The sequence below is a fragment of the Streptomyces sp. P9-2B-2 genome, from assembly GCF_030406865.1.
In the GTDB taxonomy this organism is placed as follows: domain Bacteria; phylum Actinomycetota; class Actinomycetes; order Streptomycetales; family Streptomycetaceae; genus Streptomyces; species Streptomyces platensis.
The window spans coordinates 6,964,653-6,990,607 of record NZ_CP129126.1 but is presented as its reverse complement, the minus strand read 5'-3'; the positions used below and the strand labels follow the sequence as shown (position 1 = coordinate 6,990,607).

22 protein-coding genes and 2 pseudogenes are annotated in these 25,955 nt (G+C 74.5%); 12 read left to right on the top strand and 12 right to left on the bottom strand.

Translation table 11 applies throughout. The features are described from left to right. Positions 1-17 precede the first annotated feature (17 nt). Both QT196_RS30750 and QT196_RS30745 read right to left on the bottom strand, forming a co-directional pair. Positions 18-692, bottom strand: coding sequence for a response regulator transcription factor (locus QT196_RS30750; RefSeq protein WP_290356093.1), 675 nt, complete (start codon positions 690-692; stop codon positions 18-20). Next, positions 689-1,954 carry a sensor histidine kinase gene (locus tag QT196_RS30745; RefSeq protein WP_266731707.1) on the bottom strand — a complete coding sequence of 422 codons (1,266 nt, stop codon included), beginning with the start codon at positions 1,952-1,954 and terminating at the stop codon, positions 689-691. Before QT196_RS30745 ends, QT196_RS30750 begins: the two co-directional genes overlap by 4 nt. A 186-nt stretch (positions 1,955-2,140) precedes the next feature. Between QT196_RS30745 and QT196_RS30740 the strand changes: the two genes are divergently transcribed. After that, positions 2,141-3,244: an FtsX-like permease family protein gene (locus QT196_RS30740; protein WP_290356092.1), complete on the top strand. Its 1,104-nt coding sequence runs from the start codon at positions 2,141-2,143 to the stop codon at positions 3,242-3,244. Further along, positions 3,241-3,927 (top strand): ABC transporter ATP-binding protein, encoded by a 687-nt coding sequence (locus QT196_RS30735; RefSeq protein WP_290356091.1) that lies wholly within the window; start codon positions 3,241-3,243, stop codon positions 3,925-3,927. Before QT196_RS30740 ends, QT196_RS30735 begins: the two co-directional genes overlap by 4 nt. A gap of 71 nt (positions 3,928-3,998) precedes the next feature. Here QT196_RS30735 and QT196_RS30730 read toward each other — a convergent pair whose 3' ends face one another. Then, positions 3,999-4,478 (bottom strand): indole-3-glycerol phosphate synthase, encoded by a 480-nt coding sequence (locus QT196_RS30730; RefSeq protein ID WP_168481880.1) that lies wholly within the window; start codon positions 4,476-4,478, stop codon positions 3,999-4,001. 157 nt (positions 4,479-4,635) lie between these two features. Beyond that, complete coding sequence (locus QT196_RS30725; RefSeq protein ID WP_168481878.1) at positions 4,636-5,460, bottom strand: pyrimidine reductase family protein; 825 nt, start codon at positions 5,458-5,460, stop codon at positions 4,636-4,638. Between the two features lie 67 nt (positions 5,461-5,527). Between QT196_RS30725 and zapE the strand changes: the two genes are divergently transcribed. Together zapE and QT196_RS30715 are read left to right on the top strand one after the other, a co-directional pair. Beyond that, the gene (gene zapE, locus QT196_RS30720) at positions 5,528-6,646 is read left to right on the top strand and encodes a cell division protein ZapE (RefSeq protein ID WP_211117453.1); all 1,119 of its coding nucleotides are present in this window, start codon (positions 5,528-5,530) and stop codon (positions 6,644-6,646) included. Between the two features lie 111 nt (positions 6,647-6,757). Continuing rightward, positions 6,758-8,125, top strand: a complete 1,368-nt coding sequence (locus QT196_RS30715; protein ID WP_290356090.1) for an alkaline phosphatase PhoX — start codon at positions 6,758-6,760, stop codon at positions 8,123-8,125. Between the two features lie 320 nt (positions 8,126-8,445). Here the strand turns inward: QT196_RS30715 and QT196_RS30710 are convergent, their stop codons facing one another. Both QT196_RS30710 and QT196_RS30705 read right to left on the bottom strand, forming a co-directional pair. Beyond that, positions 8,446-9,114 carry an ABC transporter gene (locus QT196_RS30710; RefSeq protein WP_290356089.1) on the bottom strand — a complete coding sequence of 223 codons (669 nt, stop codon included), beginning with the start codon at positions 9,112-9,114 and terminating at the stop codon, positions 8,446-8,448. Then, complete coding sequence (locus tag QT196_RS30705) at positions 9,111-10,031, bottom strand: ABC transporter ATP-binding protein (protein WP_266731694.1); 921 nt, start codon at positions 10,029-10,031, stop codon at positions 9,111-9,113. The genes QT196_RS30710 and QT196_RS30705 overlap by 4 nt, the downstream gene beginning before the upstream one ends. A gap of 225 nt (positions 10,032-10,256) precedes the next feature. Here QT196_RS30705 and QT196_RS30700 point away from each other — a divergent pair, with 225 nt between their 5' ends. Beyond that, complete coding sequence (locus QT196_RS30700; RefSeq protein WP_290356088.1) at positions 10,257-11,018, top strand: aminoacyl-tRNA hydrolase; 762 nt, start codon at positions 10,257-10,259, stop codon at positions 11,016-11,018. Between the two features lie 145 nt (positions 11,019-11,163). Here the strand turns inward: QT196_RS30700 and QT196_RS30695 are convergent. Then, positions 11,164-11,526, bottom strand: a pseudogene (locus QT196_RS30695) (aminotransferase class IV); the annotation flags it as partial. A gap of 146 nt (positions 11,527-11,672) precedes the next feature. Continuing rightward, on the bottom strand, positions 11,673-11,819 hold the full coding sequence (locus QT196_RS30690) for a hypothetical protein (RefSeq protein WP_290356087.1): 147 nt from the start codon (positions 11,817-11,819) through the stop codon (positions 11,673-11,675). Between the two features lie 39 nt (positions 11,820-11,858). Here QT196_RS30690 and QT196_RS39425 point away from each other — a divergent pair. The 4 genes and pseudogenes from QT196_RS39425 (at position 11,859) to QT196_RS30665 (ending at position 16,810) form a co-directional block, all read left to right on the top strand. Beyond that, positions 11,859-13,176, top strand: a pseudogene (locus QT196_RS39425) (DUF692 domain-containing protein). Positions 13,177-13,181: 5 nt separating this feature from the next. Continuing rightward, positions 13,182-14,162, top strand: coding sequence for a TIGR04222 domain-containing membrane protein (locus tag QT196_RS30675; protein ID WP_290356084.1), 981 nt, complete (start codon positions 13,182-13,184; stop codon positions 14,160-14,162). A 74-nt stretch (positions 14,163-14,236) separates the two neighbouring features. After that, positions 14,237-15,037, top strand: coding sequence for a TIGR04222 domain-containing membrane protein (locus tag QT196_RS30670; protein ID WP_290356083.1), 801 nt, complete (start codon positions 14,237-14,239; stop codon positions 15,035-15,037). 84 nt (positions 15,038-15,121) lie between these two features. Further along, positions 15,122-16,810 (top strand): alpha/beta hydrolase, encoded by a 1,689-nt coding sequence (locus tag QT196_RS30665; protein ID WP_290356082.1) that lies wholly within the window; start codon positions 15,122-15,124, stop codon positions 16,808-16,810. A 100-nt stretch (positions 16,811-16,910) separates the two neighbouring features. Here QT196_RS30665 and hemQ read toward each other — a convergent pair whose 3' ends face one another. Both hemQ and hemG read right to left on the bottom strand, forming a co-directional pair. Next, on the bottom strand, positions 16,911-17,663 hold the full coding sequence (gene hemQ, locus QT196_RS30660) for a hydrogen peroxide-dependent heme synthase (protein WP_042160056.1): 753 nt from the start codon (positions 17,661-17,663) through the stop codon (positions 16,911-16,913). Between the two features lie 11 nt (positions 17,664-17,674). Beyond that, complete coding sequence (gene hemG / locus QT196_RS30655) at positions 17,675-19,135, bottom strand: protoporphyrinogen oxidase (protein ID WP_290356081.1); 1,461 nt, start codon at positions 19,133-19,135, stop codon at positions 17,675-17,677. A 123-nt stretch (positions 19,136-19,258) separates the two neighbouring features. Here hemG and QT196_RS30650 point away from each other — a divergent pair, with 123 nt between their 5' ends. The 3 genes from QT196_RS30650 to QT196_RS30640 all read left to right on the top strand — a co-directional run bounded on the left by QT196_RS30650 (position 19,259) and on the right by QT196_RS30640 (position 23,191). Beyond that, entirely contained in the window at positions 19,259-20,332 is a 1,074-nt protein-coding gene (locus QT196_RS30650; protein ID WP_266731681.1) for a DUF4349 domain-containing protein, read from the top strand. 92 nt (positions 20,333-20,424) lie between these two features. Beyond that, positions 20,425-21,621 (top strand): thiolase family protein, encoded by a 1,197-nt coding sequence (locus tag QT196_RS30645; protein WP_168481858.1) that lies wholly within the window; start codon positions 20,425-20,427, stop codon positions 21,619-21,621. A 187-nt stretch (positions 21,622-21,808) separates the two neighbouring features. Further along, entirely contained in the window at positions 21,809-23,191 is a 1,383-nt protein-coding gene (locus tag QT196_RS30640) for an FAD-dependent oxidoreductase (RefSeq protein WP_290356080.1), read from the top strand. 30 nt (positions 23,192-23,221) lie between these two features. Here the strand turns inward: QT196_RS30640 and QT196_RS30635 are convergent, their stop codons facing one another. Continuing rightward, on the bottom strand, positions 23,222-24,748 hold the full coding sequence (locus tag QT196_RS30635; protein ID WP_168481853.1) for a hypothetical protein: 1,527 nt from the start codon (positions 24,746-24,748) through the stop codon (positions 23,222-23,224). 37 nt (positions 24,749-24,785) lie between these two features. After that, complete coding sequence (gene hemE, locus QT196_RS30630) at positions 24,786-25,853, bottom strand: uroporphyrinogen decarboxylase (protein WP_168481852.1); 1,068 nt, start codon at positions 25,851-25,853, stop codon at positions 24,786-24,788. Between the last annotated feature and the right edge of the window lie 102 nt (positions 25,854-25,955).

Below are 25,955 nucleotides of genomic sequence, written 5' to 3'. Positions count from 1 at the left end.
CGGTGCCGGGCCGGAGGTCAGCGGCGGATCAGGCCCTGTGCGGTGGCGGCGGCGACCGCGGACGTACGGGAGTCCACGCCCAGCTTGGAGTAAATGTGGACGAGGTGGGACTTGACGGTCGCCTGGCTGAGGAAGAGCTGTTTACTGATCGCCGCGTTCGACAGCCCGTCGGCGACGAGCTGGAGGACCTCGGTCTCGCGGCGGGAGAGCGCGGTGGCGGGGGCGCGCATCCGGTCCATGAGGCGCAGCGCGACGGTGGGGGCGAGGGCCGACTTCCCGGCGGCGGCGGTGCGTACCGCGGCGGCCAGCTCCTCCGGCGGGGCGTCCTTGAGGAGGTAGCCGGTGGCGCCGGCCTCGATGGCGGCGAGGATGTCGGCGTCGGTGTCGAAGGTGGTCAGGACGAGGACGCGCGGGGCGCCGGGGGCGGCGGCGATCGCGGCGGTGGCCTGTGAGCCGAGCATCCGGCCGCCGAACTGGAGGTCCATGAGGACCACGTCGACATCGAGCCGGGCGGCGAGGCCGACGGCCTGCTCGGCGGTCGGTACGTCGGCGACGATCTCGAAGTCGTCCTCGGTCTCCAGGACGGCGCGCAGTCCGGCGCGGACCACGGGGTGGTCGTCGGCGAGCAGCAGCCGGATGCGCGGGGGACGTGCGGGCGAGGCCGGGGGCTCCGGGGAGTCCGGCGCGGTCACGAGGCGGCCTCCGGTGCGGCGTCGGGCGCGGGCGCGGCTTCGGACGCAGGCGCAGGCGCGGGGCAGGGCAGGGTGACGGCGACCGCGGTGCCCTCCCCCGGGGCGGACTCGACGACGAGGGTGCCCTGGAGGGCGCGGGCCCGGGCGCGCATCGCGGCGAGCCCGAAGCCGGTGCCGGGGACCGCGGCGGAGCCGGGGACGGGCACCTCGGCGGGGACGAAGCCGGTGCCGTCGTCGACGATGTCCAGCGCGACCTCGGTGTCCATGTAGCTGAGGGTCAGCTCGACGCGGCCCGCGGCGGCATGCCGGACGGTGTTGGCGAGCGCGGACTGGGCGATGCGCAGCAGCGCCACCTCGTGCGGGGTGGGCAGCACGGTGGGCACGCCGGAGACCTGGCAGTGCACGGCGAGGCCGGAGGTGCGGGCCGTGGTGGCGCAGACCCGTTCCAGGGCGGCGGGCAGCGACCCGGCCTCCAGGTCGGGCGGGCTGAGCGCGCGTACGAAGCGGCGTGCCTCGGCGAGGTTGTCGACGGCGGCGGTACGGGCCTGCCGGACGTGGCCGAGGGCGCTGCCGGGCCGCTCCGGCAGGGCGCGCTCGGCGGCCCGCAGCAGCAGCTGGATGCTGGACAGGCCCTGCGCGAGGGTGTCGTGGATCTCGCGGGCCAGCCGTTCGCGTTCGGCGAGCACACCGGCGGCGTGTTCGGCGTCGGCCAGTTCGCCGCGGGTCGCGGTGAGCTCCTCGATGAGGCGGCGGCGCTGTTCGCTCTCCCGGTAGAGCGCCTCGTACCCGAGGACGACGGCGACCGCGACGGCGGCACCCAGGGCCGGGCCGAGCACCGTACCGACGCTGAGGGTGTGGGTGTGCCGGCCGAATCCGGCGATGGCGGCGAGGGTGGTGGCCGCGACGGCGGGCAGGGCCCAGCGCGGCGGCAGCAGATGCAGCTGGACGAAGAACAGCGGGAAGGCCACCCAGACGCCGTCCGGGGTGAGGGCCAGCAGGACCAGCCAGACCAGGCCCAGGGCGGCGAGCCAGAGGGCGGCGGCGCCGGTGGAGGTGCGCAGCCGGGGCAGCCGGGGGCCGGTCACGTAGAGCGCGCACAGCGCCGCCGCGGCGGCGAGCACGGCGGGCGCGTCCGGGGTGCGGTCGGCCACCGCCCGTACGGCGGCGAGCGCGAGGAGCGCGGCCACCATCAGATGCAGGCAGCTGCGCAGGGCCCGCAGGACGGGGGTGAGGGAGTGAGCGGTCACGGCTTCTTCGGTCACGGCCCCTTCAGGCTAAGGGCCCCGTTCACCCGGCGGCATCAACCAAAGGATTGACCGCGGGACGCACCTTTCGACGCCGGCGGACCCCTCCCCGGCGCGATGCCGCGGCCCCGTCCGGGAGGCGACGGTGGGGACCAGCCGCCGGGCAGTCGGGTCCGGCGGCCCCCGACCCGAAGAGGGCAGCCCGTGTTCGTCGCCTGGAGAGACCTGAGATACGCCCAGGGGCGGTTCGCCCTGATGGGCACCGTCATCGTGCTGATCACGGTGCTGGTGGGCCTGCTGTCGGGCCTGACGGCGGGCCTGGGCCGGGAGAACACCTCGGCGGTCACCGGACTGCCCGCCGACCATCTGGTGTTCTCGGCACCCGCCGACGGCAGCGAGCTCGCGTTCACCGATTCGCGGCTGCCGGAGCGGAGCGTGCGGGCCTGGGCGCGGGTCCCGGGCGTACGGCACGCCGAGCCGCTGGGCATCACGACGACCCGGGCCGAGGCGGGCGGCCGGACCGCCGCGGTGTCGGCGTTCGGGGTGCGGCCGGGGTCCCGGCCGGCGCCGGAGCGGGTCGCCGACGGGGCGGTGGTGCTGTCGGGCAAGGCCGCCGCGTCGCTCGGGCTGCGGGCCGGCGGGCGGCTGACGCTGGGCGGGCGGACCTTCGAGGTCGCGGCGGTGTCGGGCGCGGCGATGTACAGCCACACCCCGGTGGTGTGGACGTCGCTGGGCGACTGGCAACGGCTCGCGGGCGGCTCCGGTCCGGCCGCGCACGGCAAGGGCCCTGGCGACGGCCCCGCCGGGGCGACGGTGCTCGCCCTCTCCACCACCGGGTCGGCCGGTCTGGCCGCCGCCGACCAGCAGCTCGGCACGAAGACCGTCACCACCGACGACGCCGTACGGGCCATCGGCTCCTTCACCGCCGAGAACGGTTCGCTCCAGCTGATGCGCGGCTTTCTGTTCGCCATCTCCGCGCTGGTCATCGGCGCGTTCTTCACCGTGTGGACGATCCAGCGCAGCGGCGATGTCGCGGTGCTGAAGGCGCTGGGCGCCTCGACCGGCGCGCTGCTGCGGGACGCGCTCGGCCAGGCCGTCGTCCTGCTGGTGGCCGGGACCGCGCTGGGCACCGGCCTGGCGGCGGCGGTGGGCGCGGCGCTGGGCGGCACCGTGCCGTTCGTGCTCGATCCGCCGACGGTGCTGGTCCCGGCCCTGATCATGATCGCGCTGGGCGCCGCCGGTGCCGCGCTCGCCATCCGCCGCGTCACCTCCGTCGACCCGCTGACCGCCCTGGGAAGTGCCCGATGAGCCTCGAACTGACCGATGTCACCCTCACCTACCCCGACGGCGACGCCCGGCTGACCGCGCTGGACCGGGTCTCGCTGACCGTGCCCGCCGGCGGTCTGACGGCGGTGATCGGGCCGTCCGGATCCGGGAAGTCCAGCCTGCTCGCGGTCGCCGCGACACTGATCCGCCCGGACCGCGGACGGGTGGTGATCGACGGCACCGACACGGCGGGACGGGGCCGCGCGGAGCTGACGGCGCTGCGCCGCACCACCATCGGCACGGTCTTCCAGCAGCCGAACCTGCTGCCCTCACTGACGGCCGCCGAGCAGCTCCAGGTGATGGCCCATCTGGACGGCCGCCCGCCCCGTGCGGCGCGCTCCCGGGCGCGGGAACTACTGGCGGCGGTCGGCCTGGCGGAGCTGGCGGACCGGCGGCCGCATCAGCTGTCGGGCGGTCAGCGGCAGCGGGTCAATATCGCCCGGGCGCTGATGAACGAGCCCGCGGTGCTGCTGGTGGACGAGCCGACCAGCGCCCTGGACCACGAGCGGGGCGCCGCGGTGCTCGCGCTGCTGCGCACCCTCACCAAGGAGCGCGCCACGGCAACGGTGCTGGTCACCCACGACCCCGCGCATCTGGACGCGGCGGACGAGGTCGCCGAGGTGCGGGACGGCCGGCTCCGCCCGCACCACGGCGGCCGCCGCTGATCTCCCGCCGAGCGGGCCGGCCCCCGGCGTACAGGAGCCGGACCTCCAGGAGGCCCGGCTCCGCGCCGTCCTCAGCCGCCCGCGGTGTCCTGAGGCTGGTCGTCCGCCGCGTGCGAGAAGAGCTTGAGCACCGGGACGCCGACCTTGTGGCGGGCCCGGGAGGCCCAGTCGCGGTGGAAGAACTCCTCGACGAAGTGCGGGGTGGTCAGCACGATCACCTCGTCCGCGCCGGTCTCGTCGACGATGGACCGCAGCAGATCCAGCGGTTTGTCCTCGACCACCTGCCCGACGGCCTCCGAACCGGCGGCGCGCAGCGACTGGAGGGTGTGCGCCAGGGCCAGCTCGGCGGGGGCCTCGGCCTGGTTGCCGCCCGGTTCCTCGGCCTCCCGTACGGCGTCGTCGAACTCGCCGAGCGCGACGTCGTCGATGGCCCGCAGCAGCACGTCCTGCTTGCCCCGCGGCTGCATGAGCACGACGAACGAGATCCGGTCATCGCCGTGCAGGGTGGTCACAAACTCCACGTCGGCGGGCGTCAGAGGCTTCTCGATCATCAATACGCTCGTGAACACGACGGACGCCCTTCTTCTCTTCGGGGCGCCGCATGGCACGGAGCCCGACAGACACCATCCTGCCCCGTCGCCACGCGGGACCTGTTGGCTTTCAGTGTGCCCAACGGAAGCTAAGCGGAACAGGCTGTTCCGCTGATTGTCAGGACCGACGGTAGCGAGTGAACAGGAACCCGGCCTCTTCCAACACCGATGCCAGGGCGAACCGCTCCGGCACCGCGACGGCCGGACCGTTCATGATCCTCGCCGCGTCACCCAGGGCGACCACCGGCGCCAGCGACAGACACATCTCGTCCAGTGCGTCCGCCGCCACCAGCTGCCCCAGCAGCCGCGGCCCGCCCTCCGTCAGCAGCCGGTGATGCCCCCGCCCGGCCAGCACCCCGGCCACCCGGGCCGGATCGACCCCCAGCCCCTCCCCCGCGAACAGCACCTCGGCGCCCGCCGCACGGGCCTCGGCCACCCGGTCCGCCGGCGCCGCCGCACCGGTCAGCACCACGGTGGGCACCAGCGGCTCGGTGAACAGGGGCAGGGTGAAGTCCAGCCCGAGACCGGCGGTCACCACGGCGATGGCCGGGGCCGGGCCCTGGCCCGCGGCGGCCCGGCGGGCGGCGAACGCCTCCCGGGCGCGGCCCGGCCGGTAGCCCTCCTGCCGCACCGTCTCCGCCCCCACCACCACGGCGTCCGCGAGCCCCCGCAGCACCCCGAAGATCCGCATGTCGGCCGCGCCGGACAGCGGCTGCGAGCGGCCGTCGTGATGGGCCGCGCCGTCCAGGGAGGACACCATGTTCGCCCGCAGCCAGCCGGTGCGCCCGGAGCGCGCCGGGTCGTCCGCCGCCGGGTACGCATAGGCCTCGGCCAGCTCGTCCAGCGTCCACTCGCGGTCGGTGAGGTCGGTCGTCGCCGCCCCACTGCCGTCGAGGTCAGAGGCCGATGCGGGAGGGGCGGGGAGCGGGAACAGGCGTCGCATGGCGGCAGTGTGACATGCCTCGCTCACCGGACCGGCGGGTACCGCGCACGCGATAGGCTGGACGGCTGTGTCGCCTTCCCAGCCCTCCGCCCCGCAGACCGACCCGACCGCCGGACCGCCGGCCGGCGGTGACGACGCGGTGCCCGCCGCCCTCACCGCCCGCGCCCCGCACGTCCCGGCCGACCGCCTGGTCGCCGAGATGGTGCCGCCGCCGCGCTTCCAGGGCGCCCGCTTCGACACCTACATCCCGGACACGAAGCAGCCCAGCCAGTCCGAGGCCGTACAGGTCCTGAGCGACTTCGCGGACGGTATCGACGCCGGGCGGGCGGGTGCGGGCAAGCGGCGCTGGTTCGCCAGGAAGCCGGCCGCCCCCCAGGGCCCGCGCGGGGTCTATCTGGACGGCGGCTACGGCGTCGGCAAGACCCACCTGCTCGCCTCCCTGTGGCACGCCACCCCCGCCCCGGCCGAGCGCAAGGCCTTCGGCACCTTCGTCGAGCTGACCAACCTCGTCGGCGCGCTCGGCTTCCAGCAGACCGTCAAGACGCTCGGCGAGCACAAGCTGCTGTGCATCGACGAGTTCGAACTCGACGACCCCGGTGACACGGTCCTGGTCTCCACCCTGCTCGGCAAGCTGGTGGACGCCGGGGTGGCGCTGGCCGCCACCTCCAACACCCTCCCCGGCAAGCTCGGCGAGGGCCGGTTCGCCGCCGCCGACTTCCTGCGCGAGATCCAGGGGCTGAGCGCCCAGTTCCGACCGCTGCGCATCGACGGCGAGGACTACCGTCACCGCGGTCTGCCCGAGGCGCCCGCCCCGTACGACGACGAGACCGTCACGCGCACCGCCTACCGCACCCCCGGCGCCTCGCTCGACGACTTCCCCGCCCTGCTGGACCATCTGTCCAAGGTGCACCCCAGCCGCTACGGCGCCATGTGCGACGGGATCGAGGCGGTCTGCCTCACCGACGTCCAGGCGGTGCCCGACCAGTCCACGGCACTGCGGCTGGTCGTCCTCGCGGACCGGCTCTACGACCGTGAGGTGCCGGTGGTGACCTCCGGCAAGGCCTTCGGCGAGCTGTTCAGCGACGAGATGCTGCGCGGCGGCTACCGCAAGAAGTACTTCCGGGCGATCTCCCGGCTGACGGCGCTGGCGCGCGACGCGGGCCCCCTGGTGACCGACGCGCGGTAGGCGGAACGGCGGCCACACCCGGTTGGTGCCCGCCGGGCTGGTTCCCGGCGGCCCGGCCGCGTGGTACACACGAGCGGGTCACGCCACCTGTCCGCCAACAGGGAGTTGCCCATGTCCGCGACACGACGTCAGATCCTGGCACGCACCGGTGCGCTGGGAGCGGGAATCGCCTTCTCCGGAAGCCTCACGGAGCTCTTCACGGGAACCGCGACCGCCCAGAGCATGGGACAGCGCGGCTACGGCCCGCTGGTGCCGGACCCGGACGGTCTGCTCGACCTCCCCCGGGGCTTCCGCTACCGGGTCCTGTCCCGGGAGGGCGACCCACTGCACTCGGGAGAGGGCAAGGTCCCCAGCAACTGTGACGGGATGTCGGCCTTCCCCGGCCGCAGCGGCGGCACCCACCTGGTCCGCAACCACGAGAACCGTACGAACTCCCGGCAGGCCGTCCCCCGGATCCGCGATCTGACGTACGACCCCGGTGGCGAGGGCGGCTGTACGGCCCTCGCACTCGACCGGGACAACAAGGTGCTCTCCGAGCGGGTCGCCATCGCCGGCACCTCCACCAACTGCGCGGGCGGCCCCACCCCCTGGAACACCTGGCTGACCTGCGAGGAGACCGAACTCCGGGCCGGTGAGGAGAACTACACCAAGGACCACGGCTTCATCTTCGAGGTCGACCCCTACGACCCGCGGCGCACCGGAGCCGTCCCGCTGACCGCGATGGGCCGCTTCCAGCACGAGGCGATCGCCGTGGACCCCGGCACCGGCATCGTCTACGAGACCGAGGACGCCTTCGAGAAGCCGTTCGGCCTCTTCTACCGCTTTCTGCCCGAGAAGCCGAGGGGCGGCCGCGGTTCACTCCGGGCCGGCGGCCGCCTCCAGGCGCTGCGCGTCCCCGGGGTGCCCGACCTCTCCACCATCCAGCGGCCCGGCACCACCTTCGACCACGTCACCTGGGTCGATGTGCCCGACCCGCTGGCCCGTCAGACCCCCATCCGCTTCCAGGACTTCGGCCCCCAGGGCATCACCCACGCCCAGAAGCTGGAGGGCTGCTACTGGGGCGGCTCCTGCGTCTACTTCATCTCCAGCTTCGCCCACCGCGCGGACGGCTCGGCGGCCGACCACTACGGACAGGTCTGGAAGTACGACCCGAAGAAGCGGCAGCTGACCCAGGTCGTCGTCTTCGGCCCGGACACCGACCTCCAACTGCCCGGCGAATCCCCCGACAACATCTGCCTCGCACCCAGCGGCGGCCTGATGGTCTGCGAGGACGGCGAGGGCGCCCAGCACGTCTTCGGCCTCACCCGGCGCGGCGAGGTCTACCCGATGGCCCGCGGCCGGCAGAACATCGGCACCCCGCAGAAACCGGAGTGGGGCGAGTTCGCCGGCGTGACGTTCTCACCCGGCCACCGCACGATGTACGTCAACTGCTACACACCGGGGACGACGTTCGCGGTTACGGGGCCTTGGCATCACTGAGGGGCGGTGAGGGGCCTCTGGCATGGCTGAGGTGAGGCGGGGGGGGCTGGTGGCGCTGACGCGGTGACTGGGCCCCGCATCACTGACGTTGTGCCGGGGTCCTGGTACCCGTGACGCTGTGCCGGGGTCCTGGTACCTCTGACGCTGCGCCGTCGCCCGGACTCCGCTGACGTTGCGGCGGGGGCCGCTCCCCCCACCCCCGAACCCACCCCCCGCCCCCTCCCCCGAAGGGGGAGAGGGGGAGGGGGCGGGGGAGAGCTCGGGAGCCCCTTCCGCGCGGGCTTTCCCCGTCAGCTCCCCTTCCGTGCGGGCTTCCCCCGTCACCCCCGCCGTGAGCTGATGGCGCACGCGACTGCCGTGGCGGCGGCCGCGAGGAGGCCGGTGGCGGCGAGGGGCAGCCACGGGGTGTTGATCGTTCCGTGGACGGAGCCGGTGACCAGGCCCGATACGGCGGCGTTGGCGGGCGAGGCGGCCAGCACCAACAGCAGCAGGGCGGCGAGCAGACCCGTCGGGATGCTCCAGCCGGTGCTGCGCAGCACCGGCCAGTTGCTCAGCGCGCCGATGGCGATGCCCATGAGCAGACACACCAGCGCGGCGAGCAGCCCGGCGAACGCCGCGGCCGGGACCGGGACGGCCACCCGGAGGTCGGTGGAGCGCGGGTCCGACAGCAGCACGACCACGGCCGTGCCGACCAGTGCCAGCAGCAGCCCGGTGACGGCCGCGGTCAGTACACAGGCGAGGTGTACCCGGCCGGGCCCGGCGGCCGCCGCGGCGCAATTGCGGGCGGCCGGCGGCTCGTTGGTGACACAGACCCGGGTCAGCCATACGGCGGCCGGCAGCAGCCCGCCGGCGGCGTAGCCGAACGCGTCGAGGATCGGCCCGCCGCTCTGGACGCCGATGGCCAGCCAGGCGGCGTAGAGGATGACCGGCGGCAGCCAGCGGTGCGAGCCGATGAGCAGGGCGGTCTGGTAGCGGAGGAGAGCGATCACGGGAGGGGCGCCTCATGGGGTGCGGGGGAATCGTCGGTGGCAGACAGGGCGGCGGCGTGCGGCGGCGGGACGGCGGTGACCGAGCGGATGTGCCAGGGCGGACGGGCGGTGAGCAGCGCGCGCAGCAGGGCGTCGGAGTGGGCGGCCGGCACCGTCAGCCGGGTCGTCCCGTCCGGTCCGGGCGCGATCTCCGGCCCGCCGGGCAGCCGCGGCGCTCCATCGTCCGGCAGACGCCCCGCTGCGCCCTCGGCCTCGATGAGCACCCGGGGACCGGCCGCGGCCGTCATACCCGCCGTCGGGCCGCTCTCCTCGTGGGTCAGCAGCCGTCCGTCCACGACCCGGTAGCGGGCGTCGGCGGCGCCCGCCAGCCGTTGCGGGTCGTGGTCGACGAACACGACGGTGCCGCCGTCCGCGACCCGTTCGGCGACCGCCCGGTCGAGCACCTCGCGCGCGCCGCCGTCCAGACCCGTCCAGGCCTCGTCCAGGACCAGCAGCTCGGGCTCGGCGAGCAGCGCCTGGGCGACCGCGACCTTCTGGCTCGTCCCCTTGGACAGCTCGGCCAGCCGGGTCCGCGCATGCCCGGCCGCCCCGAAGCGTTCCAGCCACTCGGTGGCGCGGCGGGTCGCTTCGGGTCCGGGCAGACCGTGGATGCGGCCGAGGTGGGTGAGGTAGCCGACGGCGGTGAAGGGGAGGGCGACCGGGAAGCGTTCGGGCACATAGGCGGTGCGCGGGCGGCCGGTGATCCGTCCGGTGCTGGGCCGGTCGATTCCGGCGAGCAGTCGCAGCAGGGTGGATTTCCCGCTGCCGTTGGTGCCCTCGACGCGCAGCAGCGCGCGGGCGGGCACGTCGAGGTCCACCTCCCGCAGCACCCAGGGGCCGCGCACCCCGTACCGCCGCCCCACCCCGTCCAGCCTCATACGTCCCGGCACCTCCGCTGCCTCCTGGCGGCCCCGCCGCTCCAGGCCCCCCACGGTAGCCAAAGCGGCCGCCGGGTGCCTGCCCGGGGGCGCGTCCAGCGCCGGACCGTACGCGCCCCAACCGCGTGCCGGACAGACGGAGTTGGCCCTCGCCGTGGCCCGGCGAGGGCCGGAGAGCCGGATACGGGCCGGGGCGCTGTCGGTGGCGGCTGGCAGACTGGGCGGGTGACCAGCACCGAGACCGCCGAACCGTCCGACAACAGCGCCGCCAGCCCCTTCGCGCACGCAGAGACCGACCGGGACGCGGCGCCGCAGTTCGTGCTGCCGCTCGTCGTCCGGATCGAGCGGGAGGCCCCGCCGGCCCGTACGGACGCGCTGGAGACGGCGGCGCGGGCGGTGCTGGTGCTGCTGTCGGACGAGCGGTCGGCCGGGGACGGCGAGTGGGCCGCGGCGGTGCGGGACTGGCAGGACGCCCGGATCCGGAAGGTGGTGCGGCGGGCGCGCCGCGCCGAGTGGCGGCGGGCGACGGCGCTGCCGGGCATCACGGTCACCGGCCACGAGGCCGAGGTACGGGTCTTCCCGCCGGTGCCTCTGGACGGCTGGCCGAAGGACCTGGCGCGCCTCCAGGTCTCGGGCACCGAGCTGGATGATCCGCAGCCGCCCGGGGCGCCCTCCGACGGCCCGGTCCTGTGGTTCAACCCCGAGCTGGAGATGTCGGCGGGCAAGGAGATGGCGCAGGCCGGGCACGGCGCGCAGTTGGCGTGGTGGGAGCTGTCCGAGGAGGAGCGGGCGTCCTGGCGGGCGGCCGGGTTCCCGCTGTCGGTGCGGTCCGCCGAGCCCGCGGAGTGGGACGCGCTCACCCGCAGCGGTCTGCCCGTGGTGCGGGACGCCGGGTTCACGGAGATCGCGCCGGGTTCCTGCACGGTCGTGGCCGACCACCCCGCGCTGCGGAGGGCCCTGTCGGCCGAGGGGGACGGTCGCTTCTGACCTCTCCCACGCGTACGACGGCCGTAGGTGGTCACCGCGTCCCGAGGCGATACGGAAGCGGCATGGGCGTGCGGTGCCCGCCCGCGGTTTCCCCGCGGGGAGGACCACGCCCGCCCCGCCCCGCCCCTCACACCGGCAGGGAAGAGAAGGCCAGGTTCCAAATAGTGGCCTCGCTCAGCCGGCCCCGCCGGTCGACGAAGGCCGCATCGTCACATCCCTGTTCGACGGCCTGGCGGAGGCGATACGTCTTGGCCACCTCGCCGATATGTTTCACCGCCGGGAGTTCCCGTTCGTGCTCGACCGCCGCCAGGGCCAGCGGTCCCTCGGGGCCGGTTGCCGGCGGTGCCGTACGGACCAGCAGCTCAGGCTCCACATCAGGCCCGGTCACGGTGAACTCGCCTGCCGGGGAGTAGACCGTGGCGATCAGCGAGAGGTCGGCCGGGCCGGCCCGCAGCGCCGTCCGCAGGTAGGCACGGACCCGGTCGTCGGGCAGTGCCCGCCCATGGACGCGCAGATGGCCACCCTTCGACGCACCCGCGGCACTCTCGCCGGCTACTTGGCGCAGTCGCCCATCGGTCCCACCCGTGGGGCGCTGCCGCGCACCGGGTGAGAAGCGAGCGGGCCGGGGCGCCACCCGGCCGGCACCCGGTCCGATCAGGCCACCGTCGGGGCGGGCTCGCGCCGGTCAGCGCGGTGCAGCAGAGTGGAGCCCGCCGCGGCACCGCGCAGCACCGCCGCTGCGCCGGTGAAGCTCAAATCAACCTCTGAACTCGGCTGGTGCAGGGTTCGGCCGGGCTCCACGCGGCATGAGTACGACACCACGGAGCGAGAGGGGGAGCCATGGAGCGCCTGGGTACGGGAATCGGCTGGCGGCCGGAAATCGCCGCGGAGATCGCGGAGCTGCCCGGGGTGGACTGGGTCGAGGTGGTCGCGGAGAACATCTGCCCGGGCCACCTGCCGTACGCCCTGGAGGAGTTGCGTCAGCGCGGTACGACCGTGATCCCGCACGGGGTCTCGCTCGGCCTCGGGGGCGCCGACCGTCCGGACCCCGGCCGGCTGACCGCGCTCGCCGAGCGCGCCGAAGCCCTCGGCGCACCGCTGGTCACCGAGCACATCGCCTTCGTACGGGCGGGCGGTCCGCTCACCGCCTCGCCCCGTATGGAGGCCGGGCATCTGCTGCCGGTACCGCGGACCCGGGACGCGCTGGACGTGCTGTGCGCGAACGTACGGATCGCCCAGGACGCCCTGCCGGTGCCGCTGGCCCTGGAGAACATCGCCGCGCTCATCAACTGGCCGGGCGAGGAGCTGACCGAGGGGCAGTTCCTGACCGAGCTCGTCGAGCGGACCGGGGTGCGGCTGCTGATCGATGTCGCCAACCTCCACACGAACCACATCAACCGGGGCGAGGACCCGCAGACCGCCCTCGACGAGCTGCCGCTGGACGCCCTCGCCTACGTCCATGTCGCGGGCGGGGTGGAGCGCGACGGGGTGTGGCACGACAGCCACGCCCATCCGGTGACCCGGCCCGTCCTGGACGTACTCGCCGCGCTGTGTGACCGGACCACCCCGCCCGGGGTGCTGCTGGAGCGGGACGACGACTTCCCCGGAGGCGGGGAACTGGCCGGTGAACTCGATGCGATACGCACCGTGCTGAAGGAGGCCCGCCATGACCGGGCGGCTTGAGGCGGCGCCGGACATCGCGTCCGTAGTGGAGGCCGGAGTGGACAGCCCCACCGACACCCGAGCCGCCCGCCGGCGGCTGGCCCTGGCGCAGACCGCGCTGCTGTCCGCGCTGGTCGCCGGGACGCCCGCCCCCGAGGGTTTCGACCACGCCCGGCTGCGGGTGCAGAGCCGGGCGCTGGCCGCCAAGCGGGCCGACGTGGTCGCCAAGGTCGCGCCCGAACTGCCGGAGATCCTCGGCACTGACTACCGGGCCGCCTTCGCGGACCATGCCCGGAACCGGCCCATGAGCGGCGGCTACCGCCAGGACGCCCTGGACTTCGCGGCGTACCTGCTGGCCCAGGGGCGGCCCGAAGACCCGGTCGCGCGGCGGGAGTTGACGCGCTGGTGGCGGGATCGTGCGGGCCCGAAGCCGCCGTCCGCGCGGCCCGTGGCCCGGCTGGTGCGCGCCCTGCGGCTCTTCCGGCGACGGGGGTGACCGCGATGTCCTACCCCCAGGCCGTATACGCGGGGATCGCCGCCTCGTCGCTGCTGCTGATCGTCGGCGCCCTATCGGTGCGGCTGCGCACCCCGTCCGTCCCGCGGACCGATGTCCTGGCCCATGACGTGTGGGAGATGGCGTTCCTGGCCGGCGGCCCCGGGCGGGTGGTGGACGCCGCGCTCGCCGGGATGCATGAGGACGGCCGGCTGGCCGTGGGCGGCCCCGGTGTGGTGACCGTGCGCCAGGCGCTCGCCCGGGACGCCGTCGAGGCGGCGGTGCTGGACGCGATCGCCCGGACGCCCGGCGGGGCGCTGGCCGCGCTGCGGGCCACGGCGATGCGCAGCCCGGCGGTGCAGGCCGTCGGCGACGGGCTGGCGGCCCGCGGGCTGCTGCGCCGGCCGCAGCTCGGCCGGGGCTGGCGCCGGTGGGCGGGCGTCCAGATGACGCTGTGCGGGGTGCTCTTCTTCGTGGGTGTGCTGCTCGCGGTCACCGGGTCCGGCGGGGGCGACGGGTTCGCGGTGCCGCCGGTCGTCACGACCGCGCCCGCGCTGATCGGCGGTCTGGTCGTGGCGTCGGTGTGCCGGAAGGCGGTCACCCGGCGGGTCACGAAGGCGGGGTCGTTCGCCCTGCACACCGCGAAGGTGGCGCAGGCACATGCGGGCGGGGGCGGGGTCTGGCAGCCCGCCGGGCTGGTGGTGGCGCTCGGCGGTACGGCGCTGATCGCGGACGAGTTGCTGCGGCAGCAGTTCGAGGAGGCGCAGCGGGCCGCGGCGGGCAGCGGCTCCGCGTCGTCCGGCGGCTCCGCGTCCGATACCTCCGGGGGCGGCTCGGGGAGCGACGGTGGCTCCTGGTGCGGCTCCTCCGGCAGCGGGTCCGGGTGCGGCAGCGGCGGCTCGTCGTGCGGCGGCGGGTCGAGCTGTGGGGGCGGTTCGTCGTGCGGGGGCGGGTCGAGCTGTGGCGGCGGAGGCTGCGGGGGCGGCTGAACCCGGCGGACACCTGCCCGCATGCTGAGAAATTTTGTGGCGGCCGTTGCGGCACATCGCATAAAAACTCCGACATGTGGCTGCTCTTCTTCCTCGTCGCCTGTTCCGCGGCGGTGCTGTCCTGTGCGCTGCTCTGCCGTGCGGCGGTCGCCGCGGCCCGTGCCACCCCCGGGCCCGCCCCGCGGCCGGCTCCCGAGACCGTCCCGGACGCGGCCGCCGCGCGCCGCGGCCCCGGTCTGACCCTGTACGAGATGGCGTACCTGTCGGGCGGCCCGCACCGGCTCGCCGACGTGGTGCTGGTGCTGATGGCCCAGCAGCGGCGGCTGCTGCTCGCCGACACCGGCTGGGCCACCGTCGTCGACCCGGTCGGCAAGGACGCCGTCGAGCGCGCCGCCCTCACCGCCATCGGCCCCGACGGGCAGCGCCGCATACCGGCGATACGGGACGCCCTGGTCGGCGACGACGCGGTGCGGCAGGTGGCCGACCGGTTGGTGACCGACGGGCTGGCGGTGCCGGCCGCGGTCCGTCCGGGCGTCGGCAGCGCCGTCCGCCTGGTGCAGGGCGCCGCCCTGCTGGTGCTGCTGACCGCCGCCGCGTCCTACTGGATGGCACCGGCCGGCACGGACGCCGGGCTGCTCCTGGCCTGGTTCTCGCTGCCGCTGATCCTCACCCTCGGGACCTGGGCCGTGGCCCGCTTCGAGCTCCACCCGTACAGCGACTGGGCCACCACCGCCGGCGAGCGGCAACTGCCCGGGGTGGGCCACTCCCCCGCCGCCCCTGCCACGCCCGCCTCCCTCGTCACTCTTGCCCTACGAGGCCCCGCCGCCCTCACCGATCCCGCCTTGCGCGCCGCGCTCCACTCTTCCGGGGCATAGCCTCCGACACCGGCACCAGGTGCTTTACAACGACAATCGCCGCCCCAACTATCCCTTTTGTATGCACACACGAAGGGACGGCCAGTGAGAGCACTTGCGTTGTACGGCACCATCGGGTCGCTGCTGGTGACCGCCCTCGCCACTGCCCCGGCAGGCGGCGCCACCGGGGCCGCCGCCGCGCCACCCGCACCCGTTCCGCACCGCATCGAATTCGGCCGCTGCGCCGCGGTGGAGCATCTGCCGTCGACCGTCGAGTGCGGCCGACTCACCGTTCCTCTCGACTACGCGCGCCCCGACGGCAAGAAGATCCACCTCACCGTCAGCCGGATCCGCGCCACGGCGCGCGGCGAACGGCAGGGCGCGCTGGTCTTCAACCCCGGCGGCCCCGGCGCATCCAGCATGGAGTTCCCGCTCTACGGGGCGCTGCCCAAGTGGCGCAAGGTGGCCCGTGCCTATGACTTCGTGGGCTACGCGCCACGGGGTGTGGGCCGCTCCGCGCCGCTGTCGTGCCAGAACCCCAAGGAGTTCGCCAAGGCACCCACCGACAGCCGGATGCACCCCGATGCCGCCTTCAAGCGCAAGAAGCGGACGGAGGCCAGGGCGTACGCCCGCGGCTGTGTCCGCCGGGCCGGCGCGGACCTGCCGTACTACAACTCCGTCAACAACGCCCGTGACCTGGACATGCTGCGGGCCGCGCTCGGCGAGAAGAGGCTGACGTTCATGGGCGCCTCGTACGGGACGTACTTCGGTGCGCTCTACGCGACGCTCTTCCCCGGCCACGTACGGCGGATGATCTTCGACAGTGTGGTCAACCCCGCGCCCCACAAGATCTGGTACCGGAACAACCTCGACCAGGACATCGCCTTCGAACGCCGCTGGGGCGACTGGCTGGGCTGGGTCGCCCGGCACAACGCGCAGTACCACCTCGGCACCACCAAGAAGGCGGTGCAGCAGGCCTACAACAAGGCCGCGGGCAAGCTGCGCCGCACACCCCTCAACGGGAAGATCGGCCCCGGCCAGCTCCAGTCGGCGTTCCTGAAGACCGGCTACAACGACGCCTTCTGGCCGATGCGCGCCGAGGCGCTCGCGGGGTACCTGCACGGCAACCCCAAGCCGCTGATCGCCCAGGCCCTGCCCCGGGACACCGGCGCCGCCGCCGACGAGAACAGCAACGCCGTCTACGCGGCCGTGGAGTGCAATGACGCGCCCTGGCCGCACGACTGGCGGACCTGGAACCGGGACAACACGGAGATCGCCCGGATCGCCCCGTTCGAGACCTGGGACAACGCCTGGATGAATCTGCCGTGCGCCTACTGGCCGGACCGGCCGGCGTCGGCCGCGGCCGAGCTCGACGACGCGGTGCGCCGCGCGGACCATCCCGCCGCCGGGCGGGACCTGGCCGATGTCGCCGGCCATGTGGCCAGGACCCAGGTCGATGAAGCGCTCCATGGGCGGCGTGGTCCGCTCGATGTCCATACGGAGCCCGGTGCGCTGCCGCCGGTGCTGCTGCTGGCGGCCGAGCGGGACGCGGCGACGCCGTACCGGGGGGCGCTGGAGCTCCAGCGCCGGCTGCCCGGCTCCTCGCTGGTCACCGAGAACGGCGCGGGCACCCACGGCGTCGCGTTCAACGACAACGCCTGTGTGAACAAGTACGCCGAGGCGTATCTGCTGCACGGGAAGATCCCGGCGCACAAGGTCTACTGCGCACCGCGCGCGGAGCCGCTGCCGGGCCAGCAGGCGACCAGGGCCCAGCACGCCCTGCCCGGGAAGTAGCCGACCCCGCACAGCGCCGCGGGCCGTCCCTGAGGGGGCGGCCCGCGGTGCGGTGTCCGGGACCTCGGCCGGACGCGCCCGGCCGGACCCGCGCGTCCCGTTACGCCAGACCCGCGACCAGCTCGGCGACCGGCTTGCGCCGCCCCGTGTAGAACGGGATCTCCTCGCGGACGTGCATCCGCGCCTCGGAGCCGCGCAGATGACGCATCAGGTCGACGATGCGGTACAGCTCATCGGCCTCGAAGGCCAGCACCCACTCGTAGTCGCCGAGCGAGAAGGACGGCACGGTGTTGGCGCGCACGTCCGGGAAGCCGCGGGCCATCTTGCCGTGGTCGGCCAGCATCCGGCGGCGGTCCTCGTCGGGGAGGAGGTACCACTCGTAGGAGCGCACGAAGGGGTAGACGCTCACATAGGCGCGCGGCTGCTCGTCGGCGAGGAAGGCCGGGATGTGCGACTTGTTGAACTCGGCGGGGCGGTGCAGCGCCATGTTCGACCACACCGGCTCCAGCGCACGGCCCAGACGGGTCCGGCGGAAGAGGTTGTACGCCTCCTGGAGGGCGTCCGAGCTCTCCGAGTGCCACCAGATCATCAGGTCCGCGTCGGCCCGCAGACCGGACACGTCGTAGGTGCCGCGGACCACCACATCCTTGGCCGCGAGCTGCGCGAACAGCTCCTCGACCTCGTCGGCGTAGCCGCTGCGGTCCTCCGGGAGGACGTCGCGCAGCTTGAACACGGACCAGAGGGTGTAGCGGATGACCTCGTTGAGGTCCTTGGCCTTCTTGCCGGCGTGCGGCACCTTCTCGGGCGCCGCGGGGGTCTGCGGCGCGGAAGCGGGAGTGGAAGCGTCTGTCATGTGGTCCATTCTCACTCGGCGGGCACGGCGTCCGGCGTCAGGGTGCCGAGCAGTTCGTCCGCGGCGCGGCGCGCCGAGCCGACGCAGGCCGGGATGCCGACGCCGTCGTAGACCGCGCCGCACACCCGCAGCGCGCCCGGCATCCGGGCGAGGGCCGCGCGGATCCCGGCGACCCGCTCCAGATGGCCGACGGCGTACTGCGGCAGTCCGCCTTCCCAGCGGGTGACCGTGGTCGCCACCGGGCGGGCGGTCAGGCCGACCGCCGCGCCGAGGTCGGCGAGCGAGAGGCCGACCAGTTCGGAGTCGTCGCGCTGGAGGTCGGCGGTGTCCTGGTACCTGCCGAGGGAGGTGCGCAGCACGAAGAGGTCGGGGTCGGCGGCGCCGATCCAGCCCCATTTGTGGCTGGCGAAGGTCGAGGCCTTGATGCGGTGGCCGTCGACGGGCGGTACGAGGAAGCCGCTGCCGCCGGGCACCCGGTCCAGGTCGGCGCGGCGGAAGGCCATGGTGACCAGCGCCATCGAGGCGTAGTCGACGGTGTCCAGCGCGGTGGCCGCGTCGGGGCACTCGGTGCGCAGCAGGCCGGCCGCGGCGCCCGCGGGCGTGGCCATGACGACCGCGTCGGCCGTGATCGTCCGGTCGCCCAGGCGGATGGACCAGCCGTCGCCCTCGGACCAGTGGAGGGCCTGGACGGGGGTCCCGAGGTGGATCTCGCCGCCGGCCCGGCGGACGGCCTCGGCGACGGCGGACGGCAGCGTCCCGATCCCGCCGTCGATGCCCATGAAGACCGGCGGGGTCCGGTCCGGGCCGCCCGGAGGTGCGGTGGCGGCGGCACGCGCCTGGATGGCCCGTACGCCCTCGATCAGGGAGCGCTGCGAACGGGCGGCCTCGAAGAGCTGCGGGACGGCGGCGCGCATCGAGATGCGGTAGGCGTCGCCCGCGTAGACACCGCCGAGCAGTGGCTCGACGAGCCGGTCGACGACCTCCCGGCCGAGCCGGGCGGCGACATACGCGCCGACCGCGACATCCTCGCCGGCCTCGGTCCGCGCCAGCGTCTCGTCCTCGGCGATCCGCGCCATCCCCTCCGGCGAGATCACCCCGGAGGCGGCGAGCAGACCGAGGTCCCCGGGGACGCCCATGACATGCCCCTTGGGCATCGGGCGCAGCGCACCGCGGGTCCACAGCGACGCACTGGCCGTGGCGGGCGGCTGAAGACGGTCGCCGAGCCCGACCTCGCGCGCGAGGTCCACCGCCTCCGGGCGCCTGGCCAGCATCGATTCGGCACCGAGATCGACCGGGACGCCGGCGATCGCACCGGCGCGCAGCTTCCCGCCGAGCCGGCCGGACGCCTCCAGGACGGTCACCCGGGCGCCGCCTTCGAGCAAACGGTGCGCGCCCGCCAGCCCGGAGATGCCTCCACCGATGACGACGGCATGACCGGGCTCGCGGCCCGTACGGGTGTGCGCTGCGCTCATGTCTCCACTCTCTCAGAGCCCACCGACACGACCGTGACCGGATCGCGATCCGCGGACGGCAACCCCGGTGGGCGGCGGCCCGTCGAAGGGCCAACAACGGCACGCCACTTCAAGGGGGACGTCATGCGGGAAGCGGTGCGGGCGAGGGGAGCCGGGAACCTCCGGTCCGGGTGGGCGGCGGCGGGCCGGCGGGGTGCCACGGCGGGGGTGCTGCTCGCCGTCTCCCTGGCGGTCGCCGGGTGCAGCGCCCCGGGCGGCGACAGCGCGCGGGACTCGGCGGTGTCCGGCAAGGCGCCGGCCGCCCCGAGCCGGGCCGCGGGCGAGCGGCAGAGCGCCGGGGCGGCCGCGGACGGCGGCGCCGCGCGGCCGGGCGGCCGGACGGGCAAGGCCCCCAAGGCCGTTCCCGCGCAGATCGTCCGGACCGCGACCGTCACCGTGCAGACCGAGGACATCGCGGCGGCACTGGCCAGGGCGCGGGCGGCGGTCGACGGCGCGGGCGGGTACACCGCCGACGAGACCACCGACCACGACGCCGCCGGCCATGACCGGTCGCGGATCGTGCTGCGGGTGCCGCCCGCCGAGTACGACGGGGTGCTGGGGCGGCTGGCCGGGCTGGGCAAGCTGCTCTCCCGTGAGGTCTCGGCGAAGGACGTCACCTCCCAGGTGGTGGACACCGACAGCCGCATCAGGTCGCAGCGGGCCAGTGTGACGCGGATCCGGGCGCTGATGGAGAAGGCCACGACGATCGGCGACATCGTCTCCCTGGAGTCGGAACTGAGCACCCGGGAGGCGAATCTGGAGTCGCTGGAGGCCCAGCTCAAGTCGCTCAAGGAGAGCACCGGGATGGCCACCGTCACGCTGCTGCTGCGGCAGCCGGACGCCGCCCCCGGGGACCGCGGTGACGACCGGCCGACGTCGTTCGGAGACGCGCTGTCCGGCGGCTGGCACGCCTTTCTGACGGCCGTGCGGTGGGTGCTGGTGGCGGTCGGCGCGGTGCTGCCCTTCGCGGTGGCCGCGGGCCTGGTGTACGCGCTGTGGCGGCTGGTCCGCGACCGGCTCCGGCCGACGCGGCGGCGTCGCAGGACGGACGGCGGGCCCACCCCGCAGCCGGCGGACGGGGCGGCGGATGCGCCCGGAGCCGCCGCGTCGGCCGACGCGTCCGGGACGGCGGCGGAAGGTGACCGGGAGCCCCGTTGACAGCGGGCGGCGACGGGCAAAGACTCGTGGTCGGCGGGCGATCTTCGTACCGCCGCACCGATGCCGAGCCGTGACAGCGAGGACAGCGCCTGATGACCGACCCACGCGTACGGGATGTCTACATCGTCGATGCCGTACGGACCCCCGTCGGCAAGTACGGCGGCGCGCTGGCCGGGGTACGGCCCGACGACCTCGCCGCCCATGTGCTCAAGGCCCTGGTCGACCGCACTCCGGACCTCGATCCGGCGCGGATCGACGACGTCTGCTTCGGCGATGCGAACGGCGCGGGCGAGGACAACCGCAATGTGGCGCGGATGGCGGTGCTGCTGGCCGGGCTGCCGGTGACCGTCCCCGGCGTGACCGTGAACCGGCTGTGCGGGTCGGGCCTGGAGGCGGTCATCCAGGCGGCCCGCGCCATCGCGCACGGCGACGCGCATATCGCGGTGGCGGGCGGCGTGGAGTCGATGAGCCGGGCGCCCTATGTGCTGCGCAAGCCCGAACGCGCCTACCCAGCGGGCCATCAGGAGATGTTCTCCTCGACGCTGGGCTGGCGGATGGTCAATCCGCGGATGCAGCCGGAGTGGACGGTCGCGCTGGGCGAGGGCGCCGAGCTGATCGCCGACCAGCACGGCATCACCCGCGAACAGCAGGACGTGTTCGCGCTGGCCAGCCACCAGAAGGCGGTGCGTGCCTGGCAGGAGGGCGCCTACGACGCCGAGGTCGTACCGCTGCCGGACGTGGACCTGGTGCGCGACGAGGCGATCCGGGAGGCGTCCTCCCTGACGTCGCTGTCCAAGCTGAAGCCGGTGTTCCGCCCGGCCGGCGGCACGGTCACCGCCGGGAACTCCTCGCCGCTCAACGACGGTGCGGCCGCGCTGCTGCTGGTCGACGAGGAGGGGCTGCGGGCCACCGGGCGGGAGCCGCTGGCCCGTATCCGCGCGAGCGCGGTGACCGGCGTCGAGCCGCAGCTGTTCGGCCTGGGCCCGGTGGAGGCGGTACGGCGGGCGCTGGAGCGGTCCGGGCGCGGCTTCGACGAGGTGGCCACCTTCGAGCTCAACGAGGCGTTCGCGGCCCAGGCGTTGGGCTGTATCGGGCAGTGGCCGGAGCTGGACCCCGCGGTGGTGAACCCGCGCGGCGGCGCCATCGCCATCGGGCACCCGCTGGGCGCGTCCGGCGCCCGTCTCGCGGGCTCGGTCGCCCACCAGCTCGCCGCCCTGGGCTCGGGTACCGGGCTCGCCGCCCTGTGCATCGGTGTGGGCCAGGGGCTCGCACTGGTCCTGGAGCGCTGAGCCCCCGCCGCGGCGGGCCGGACGGCCGGTCCGCCGCGCGGCGCGGGCCCGGCCGGCCCCCGCGGACACCGTGCGGGCCGTAACGTAGCGAACCGGGCAGGCACCTCCAGGACACGGAGTCACCGGCGCCCCCACACGGCACCGCACTCGCACGACGCAGCACCCACACGGCGAAGGGGCACCCGGCATGGCGACGGAGCGGCTGGTGGTCGTCGGGGGCGATGCGGCGGGGATGTCCGCGGCATCGCAGGCACGCCGGCTGCGCAAGCCCGGCGAACTGGCGATCACCGCCTTCGAGCGCGGCCACTTCACCTCCTACTCCGCCTGCGGCATCCCGTACTGGGTGGGCGGCGACGTCGACGGCCCGGACGCGCTGATCGCCCGTACGGCAGAGGAGCACCGCGCCCGGGACATCGATCTGCGGATGCGTACCGAAGTCACCGAACTCGACCTGGACCGCGGCCGGGTGCGTACCCGGGAGCTGGACAACGGCGGCCGGGAGTCATGGACCGGCTTCGACAAGCTGGTGCTGGCGACCGGCGCGCGGCCGCGCCGCCCCGGTCTGCCGGGGATCGACGCGCCGGGGGTGCACGGTGTGCAGACCCTCGACGACGGCCAGGCCCTGCTGGACACCCTCGACGCGTCGTCCGGCCGTCGGGCGGTCGTCGTGGGCGCGGGCTACATCGGCGTGGAGATGGCCGAGGCGCTGATCCGTCGCGGTTATGAGGTCACCGTCCTGGAGCAGAGCACCCAGCCGATGTCCACCCTGGACCCGGACATGGGCGCGCTCGTCCATGAGGCGATGTGCGGGATGGGCATCGAGACGGTGTGCGGGACGACCGTCACGGGTGTGCTGACGGATCCGGAGGGGCGGGCCCGCGCGGTCACCACCGAGGACGGCGACTACCCGGCGGATGTGGTCGTGCTGGGCCTGGGGGTCCGGCCGGAGACCACGCTCGCCGCCACGGCCGGGCTGCCGCTGGGCGAGTCCGGCGGGCTGCTCACCGATCTCGCGATGCGGGTCCGCGGCCAGGACCACATCTGGGCGGGCGGCGACTGCGTGGAGGTGCTGGACCTGATCTCCGGGCGCACCCGCCATATCGCGCTGGGCACCCACGCCAACAAGCACGGGCAGGTCATCGGCGCCAATGTGGGCGGCGGCTATGCCACCTTCCCCGGTGTCGTCGGCACGGCCGTCAGCAAGGTCTGCGATCTGGAGATCGCCCGGACCGGGCTGCTGGAGCGTGAAGTGCTGGCCGCCGGACTGCGTTTCGTCACGGCGACCGTCGAGGCCACCAACCGCGCCGGCTACTACCCCGGTGCCCGCCCGATGCACGTCAAGATGCTCGCCGAGCGCCGGACGGGCCGGTTGCTGGGGGTGCAGATCGTCGGCCGCGAGGGCGCCGGCAAGCGGGTGGACATCGCGGCGGTCGCGCTCACGGCCGGTATGACGGTGGAGCGGATGACCGCCCTCGACCTCGGCTACGCCCCGCCGTTCTCCCCGGTCTGGGACCCCGTCCTGGTGGCGGCCCGCAAGGCGGCCGGAGCCGTACGGGCCGCCGGGGCCTGACACCGCGGTACGGCGCCCGCCCGCCCCGGTTCAGTCGTCGTCCTCGCCGTACCCGTCCTCCGCGGCCTCGTCCCAGGTGTCACACCACTCCAGCCACTCCTCGGCGAGCGGCGCGAGGTTCCGGGGGCAGGCCCAGGCGTCCGGCTCCCGCGCGCCCTCCGGGGCGGGGAGGCTCTCCGGGGCACAGAGGTGAGCGAGGTGCGCACCGGCCGCGCCGGGCAGACCGGCCCCCGCTCCCGGGTGCACGTCCCCGTGCGGGCACGTCTCCGGCACCGCTGCGACGGCGCTCTCCAGAACGGGGCGCAGCTCGCGGTAGACGGACGGCGGCGGGTCCGGGTAGGCGAGGTCCAGGCTGTGACACACGGTCAGGAACAGCATGAGCCGTTCATGGGCGGTGCCCGGGCCGCCCGCGAAGCGGCGGGCCGCCCACAGCCCGAGGTCCTCGGTCCGCTCCTCGCCCTCGGCAGCGCCGCGCAGCACTCCCGCCAGCCGCGCCGCGTCCCAGGTCCCGTCGGGGCCCAGGCACTCCGCGTCCAGGTACGCCGTGCGGCGCTCGCCGAAGAACCGGTCGCGGGCCGCGGTGAGATGGCCGAGGGTGTCGCGGGCGAGCTCCTCCAGATGGGCGCGGCAGGTCCAGGCGGCGGGTGGCGCGTCCTCGATGCCGTCCTCGTAACTGCGCTGGAGCAGGGCGCGGCCGCCCGGGGTAAGGAGGTGGTAGCCGGTGCCGGCGTCGGTATCCGGGTCGCCGGAGAGCTCGGGGTGGTCGCCGTCGCCGTGGGAACAGGTCGCGCCCGCCAGCTCCCGCAGCGCGTCTTCCAGCGTCCCGATCATGTCGTCCAGCACCCAGCGCGGCCTGATCGTCCCGGAAACGGCCTCCCAGCATCCGGCGCGGAGCAGGGCGAGGTGCCCGGCGAGGGCTCCCGTGGTGGGGTGCGCGGGGAGACCGGCCCCGGCGGTGATCTCGTACGCGGGCTCGGCGCCGCCGCTCGGATAGCCGTGCAGGACCGACGCGAGGTCCTCGATGCAGTCCTCGTAGTGGTCCGGAATGCGCTCGGGAATGCCCTGCGGGGTCCCGGGGACGATGATCTCGGCGGCGATCCGCGCGAACACCGCGACGGCGCGCGGGCAGCGGTACTCCTCCTTGGTGCCCGGCTCCCGCCACTCCGGGTCCGCCTCGGTCGGCGTGCCGTTGCCGAGGAGCACCACATCCGGAGCGCTGCCGGCCAACTGGAGCTCATCGAAATCGAGCTGCTCCAGGGCGCCTTCGTAGGGGTGGCTGCGGTGGTCGCAGGGCGGGCCGTCCAGGGCGCGGGCCGCCGTGCGCAGCACCTCCGCGACCTGCCCGGCCGTCGCGTCATCCGCCCTCGTGGCGAGGTACCGGGTCATCGAGAGCAACCCGTAGACCCACTCGGCGGCGTGCTCGCCACCCGGGTCGGCGGCGAGCCGGCGCACACAGTCGAGGACGACCGGATCGGCCGTCCCGGCGGTGGAGCGGTGATCGACCAGCTGCCAGGCGGCGGCGAGGTCGGCTGTCGGGGCGTCGGCGGAGACATGCATGATCTTGACGACGCCCCGGCGGCGGGGGTGGTTCCGGTCAGCTCGCCGTCTGTGTGTGGACGTACTCGACCAGGCGGGTCAGCGCGTCCGGGTCGGTGGTCGGCAGGACGCCGTGGCCGAGGTTGAAGATGTGGCCCTCCAGGCCGGCGGCGGCGTCGAGGACCTCGCGGGCCTTGGTCTCGACGGCCTCGCGGGGGGCGAAGAGCACGGCCGGGTCGATGTTGCCCTGGAGCGCCTTGCCGGGGCCGACGCGGCGGGCCGCCTCGTCCAGCGGGACCCGCCAGTCGACGCCGACGACATCCGCGCCCGCCTCGCCCAGCAGGCCGAGGAGTTCACCGGTGCCGACACCGAAGTGGATCCGCGGCACGCCCAGGCCCTCGACGGCCCGGAAGACCTTGGCGGAGGCCGGCATCACGGAGCGGCGGTAGTCGGCCGGCGAGAGCGCGCCGACCCAGGAGTCGAAGAGCTGCACCGCGCTCGCCCCGGCCGCGATCTGGACCTGGAGGAAGGTGGCGGTGATGTCGGCGAGCCGGTCCAGGAGGTCGGCCCACAGCTGCGGGTCGCCGTACATGAGGGCCTTGGTGCGCTCGTGGTTGCGCGACGGGCCGCCCTCGACGAGGTAGCTGGCGAGCGTGAAGGGCGCACCGGCGAAGCCGATCAGCGGGGTGCCGCCCAGCTCGCGGACGAGCATGCCGATGGCCTCGGTGACGTACGGGACGTCGCCGGACTCCAGCGGGCGCAGCTGCTCAAGATCGGCGCGGGTGCGGATCGGGTTCTCGACGACCGGGCCGACGCCGGGCTTGATGTCGAGGTCGATGCCGATGGCCTTGAGGGGGACGACGATGTCGCTGAAGTAGATGGCGGCGTCGACGTTGTGGCGGCGGACGGGCTGAAGGGTGATCTCGGTGACCAGGTCGGGCCGCATGCACGAGTCGAGCATCGCGATGCCCTCGCGGACCTTGCGGTATTCAGGGAGTGAGCGCCCCGCCTGGCGCATGAACCACACCGGGGTGTGCGGCACCGGCTCCCGTCGGCATGCCCTGAGAAAAGCCGAGTCTTCCGTACCGGTCTGCTGCTGGCCCGCGGGGCCGAGGTTGGCGCTCACGCCCCAAATCTTCGCACGACGGCCCGCCCGCCGATCGGGGCAGGTGGCCGATATCTCCGCATGCGCCCGGGGGCGCCTCCGAATGGGCGACGCCGCACCGGG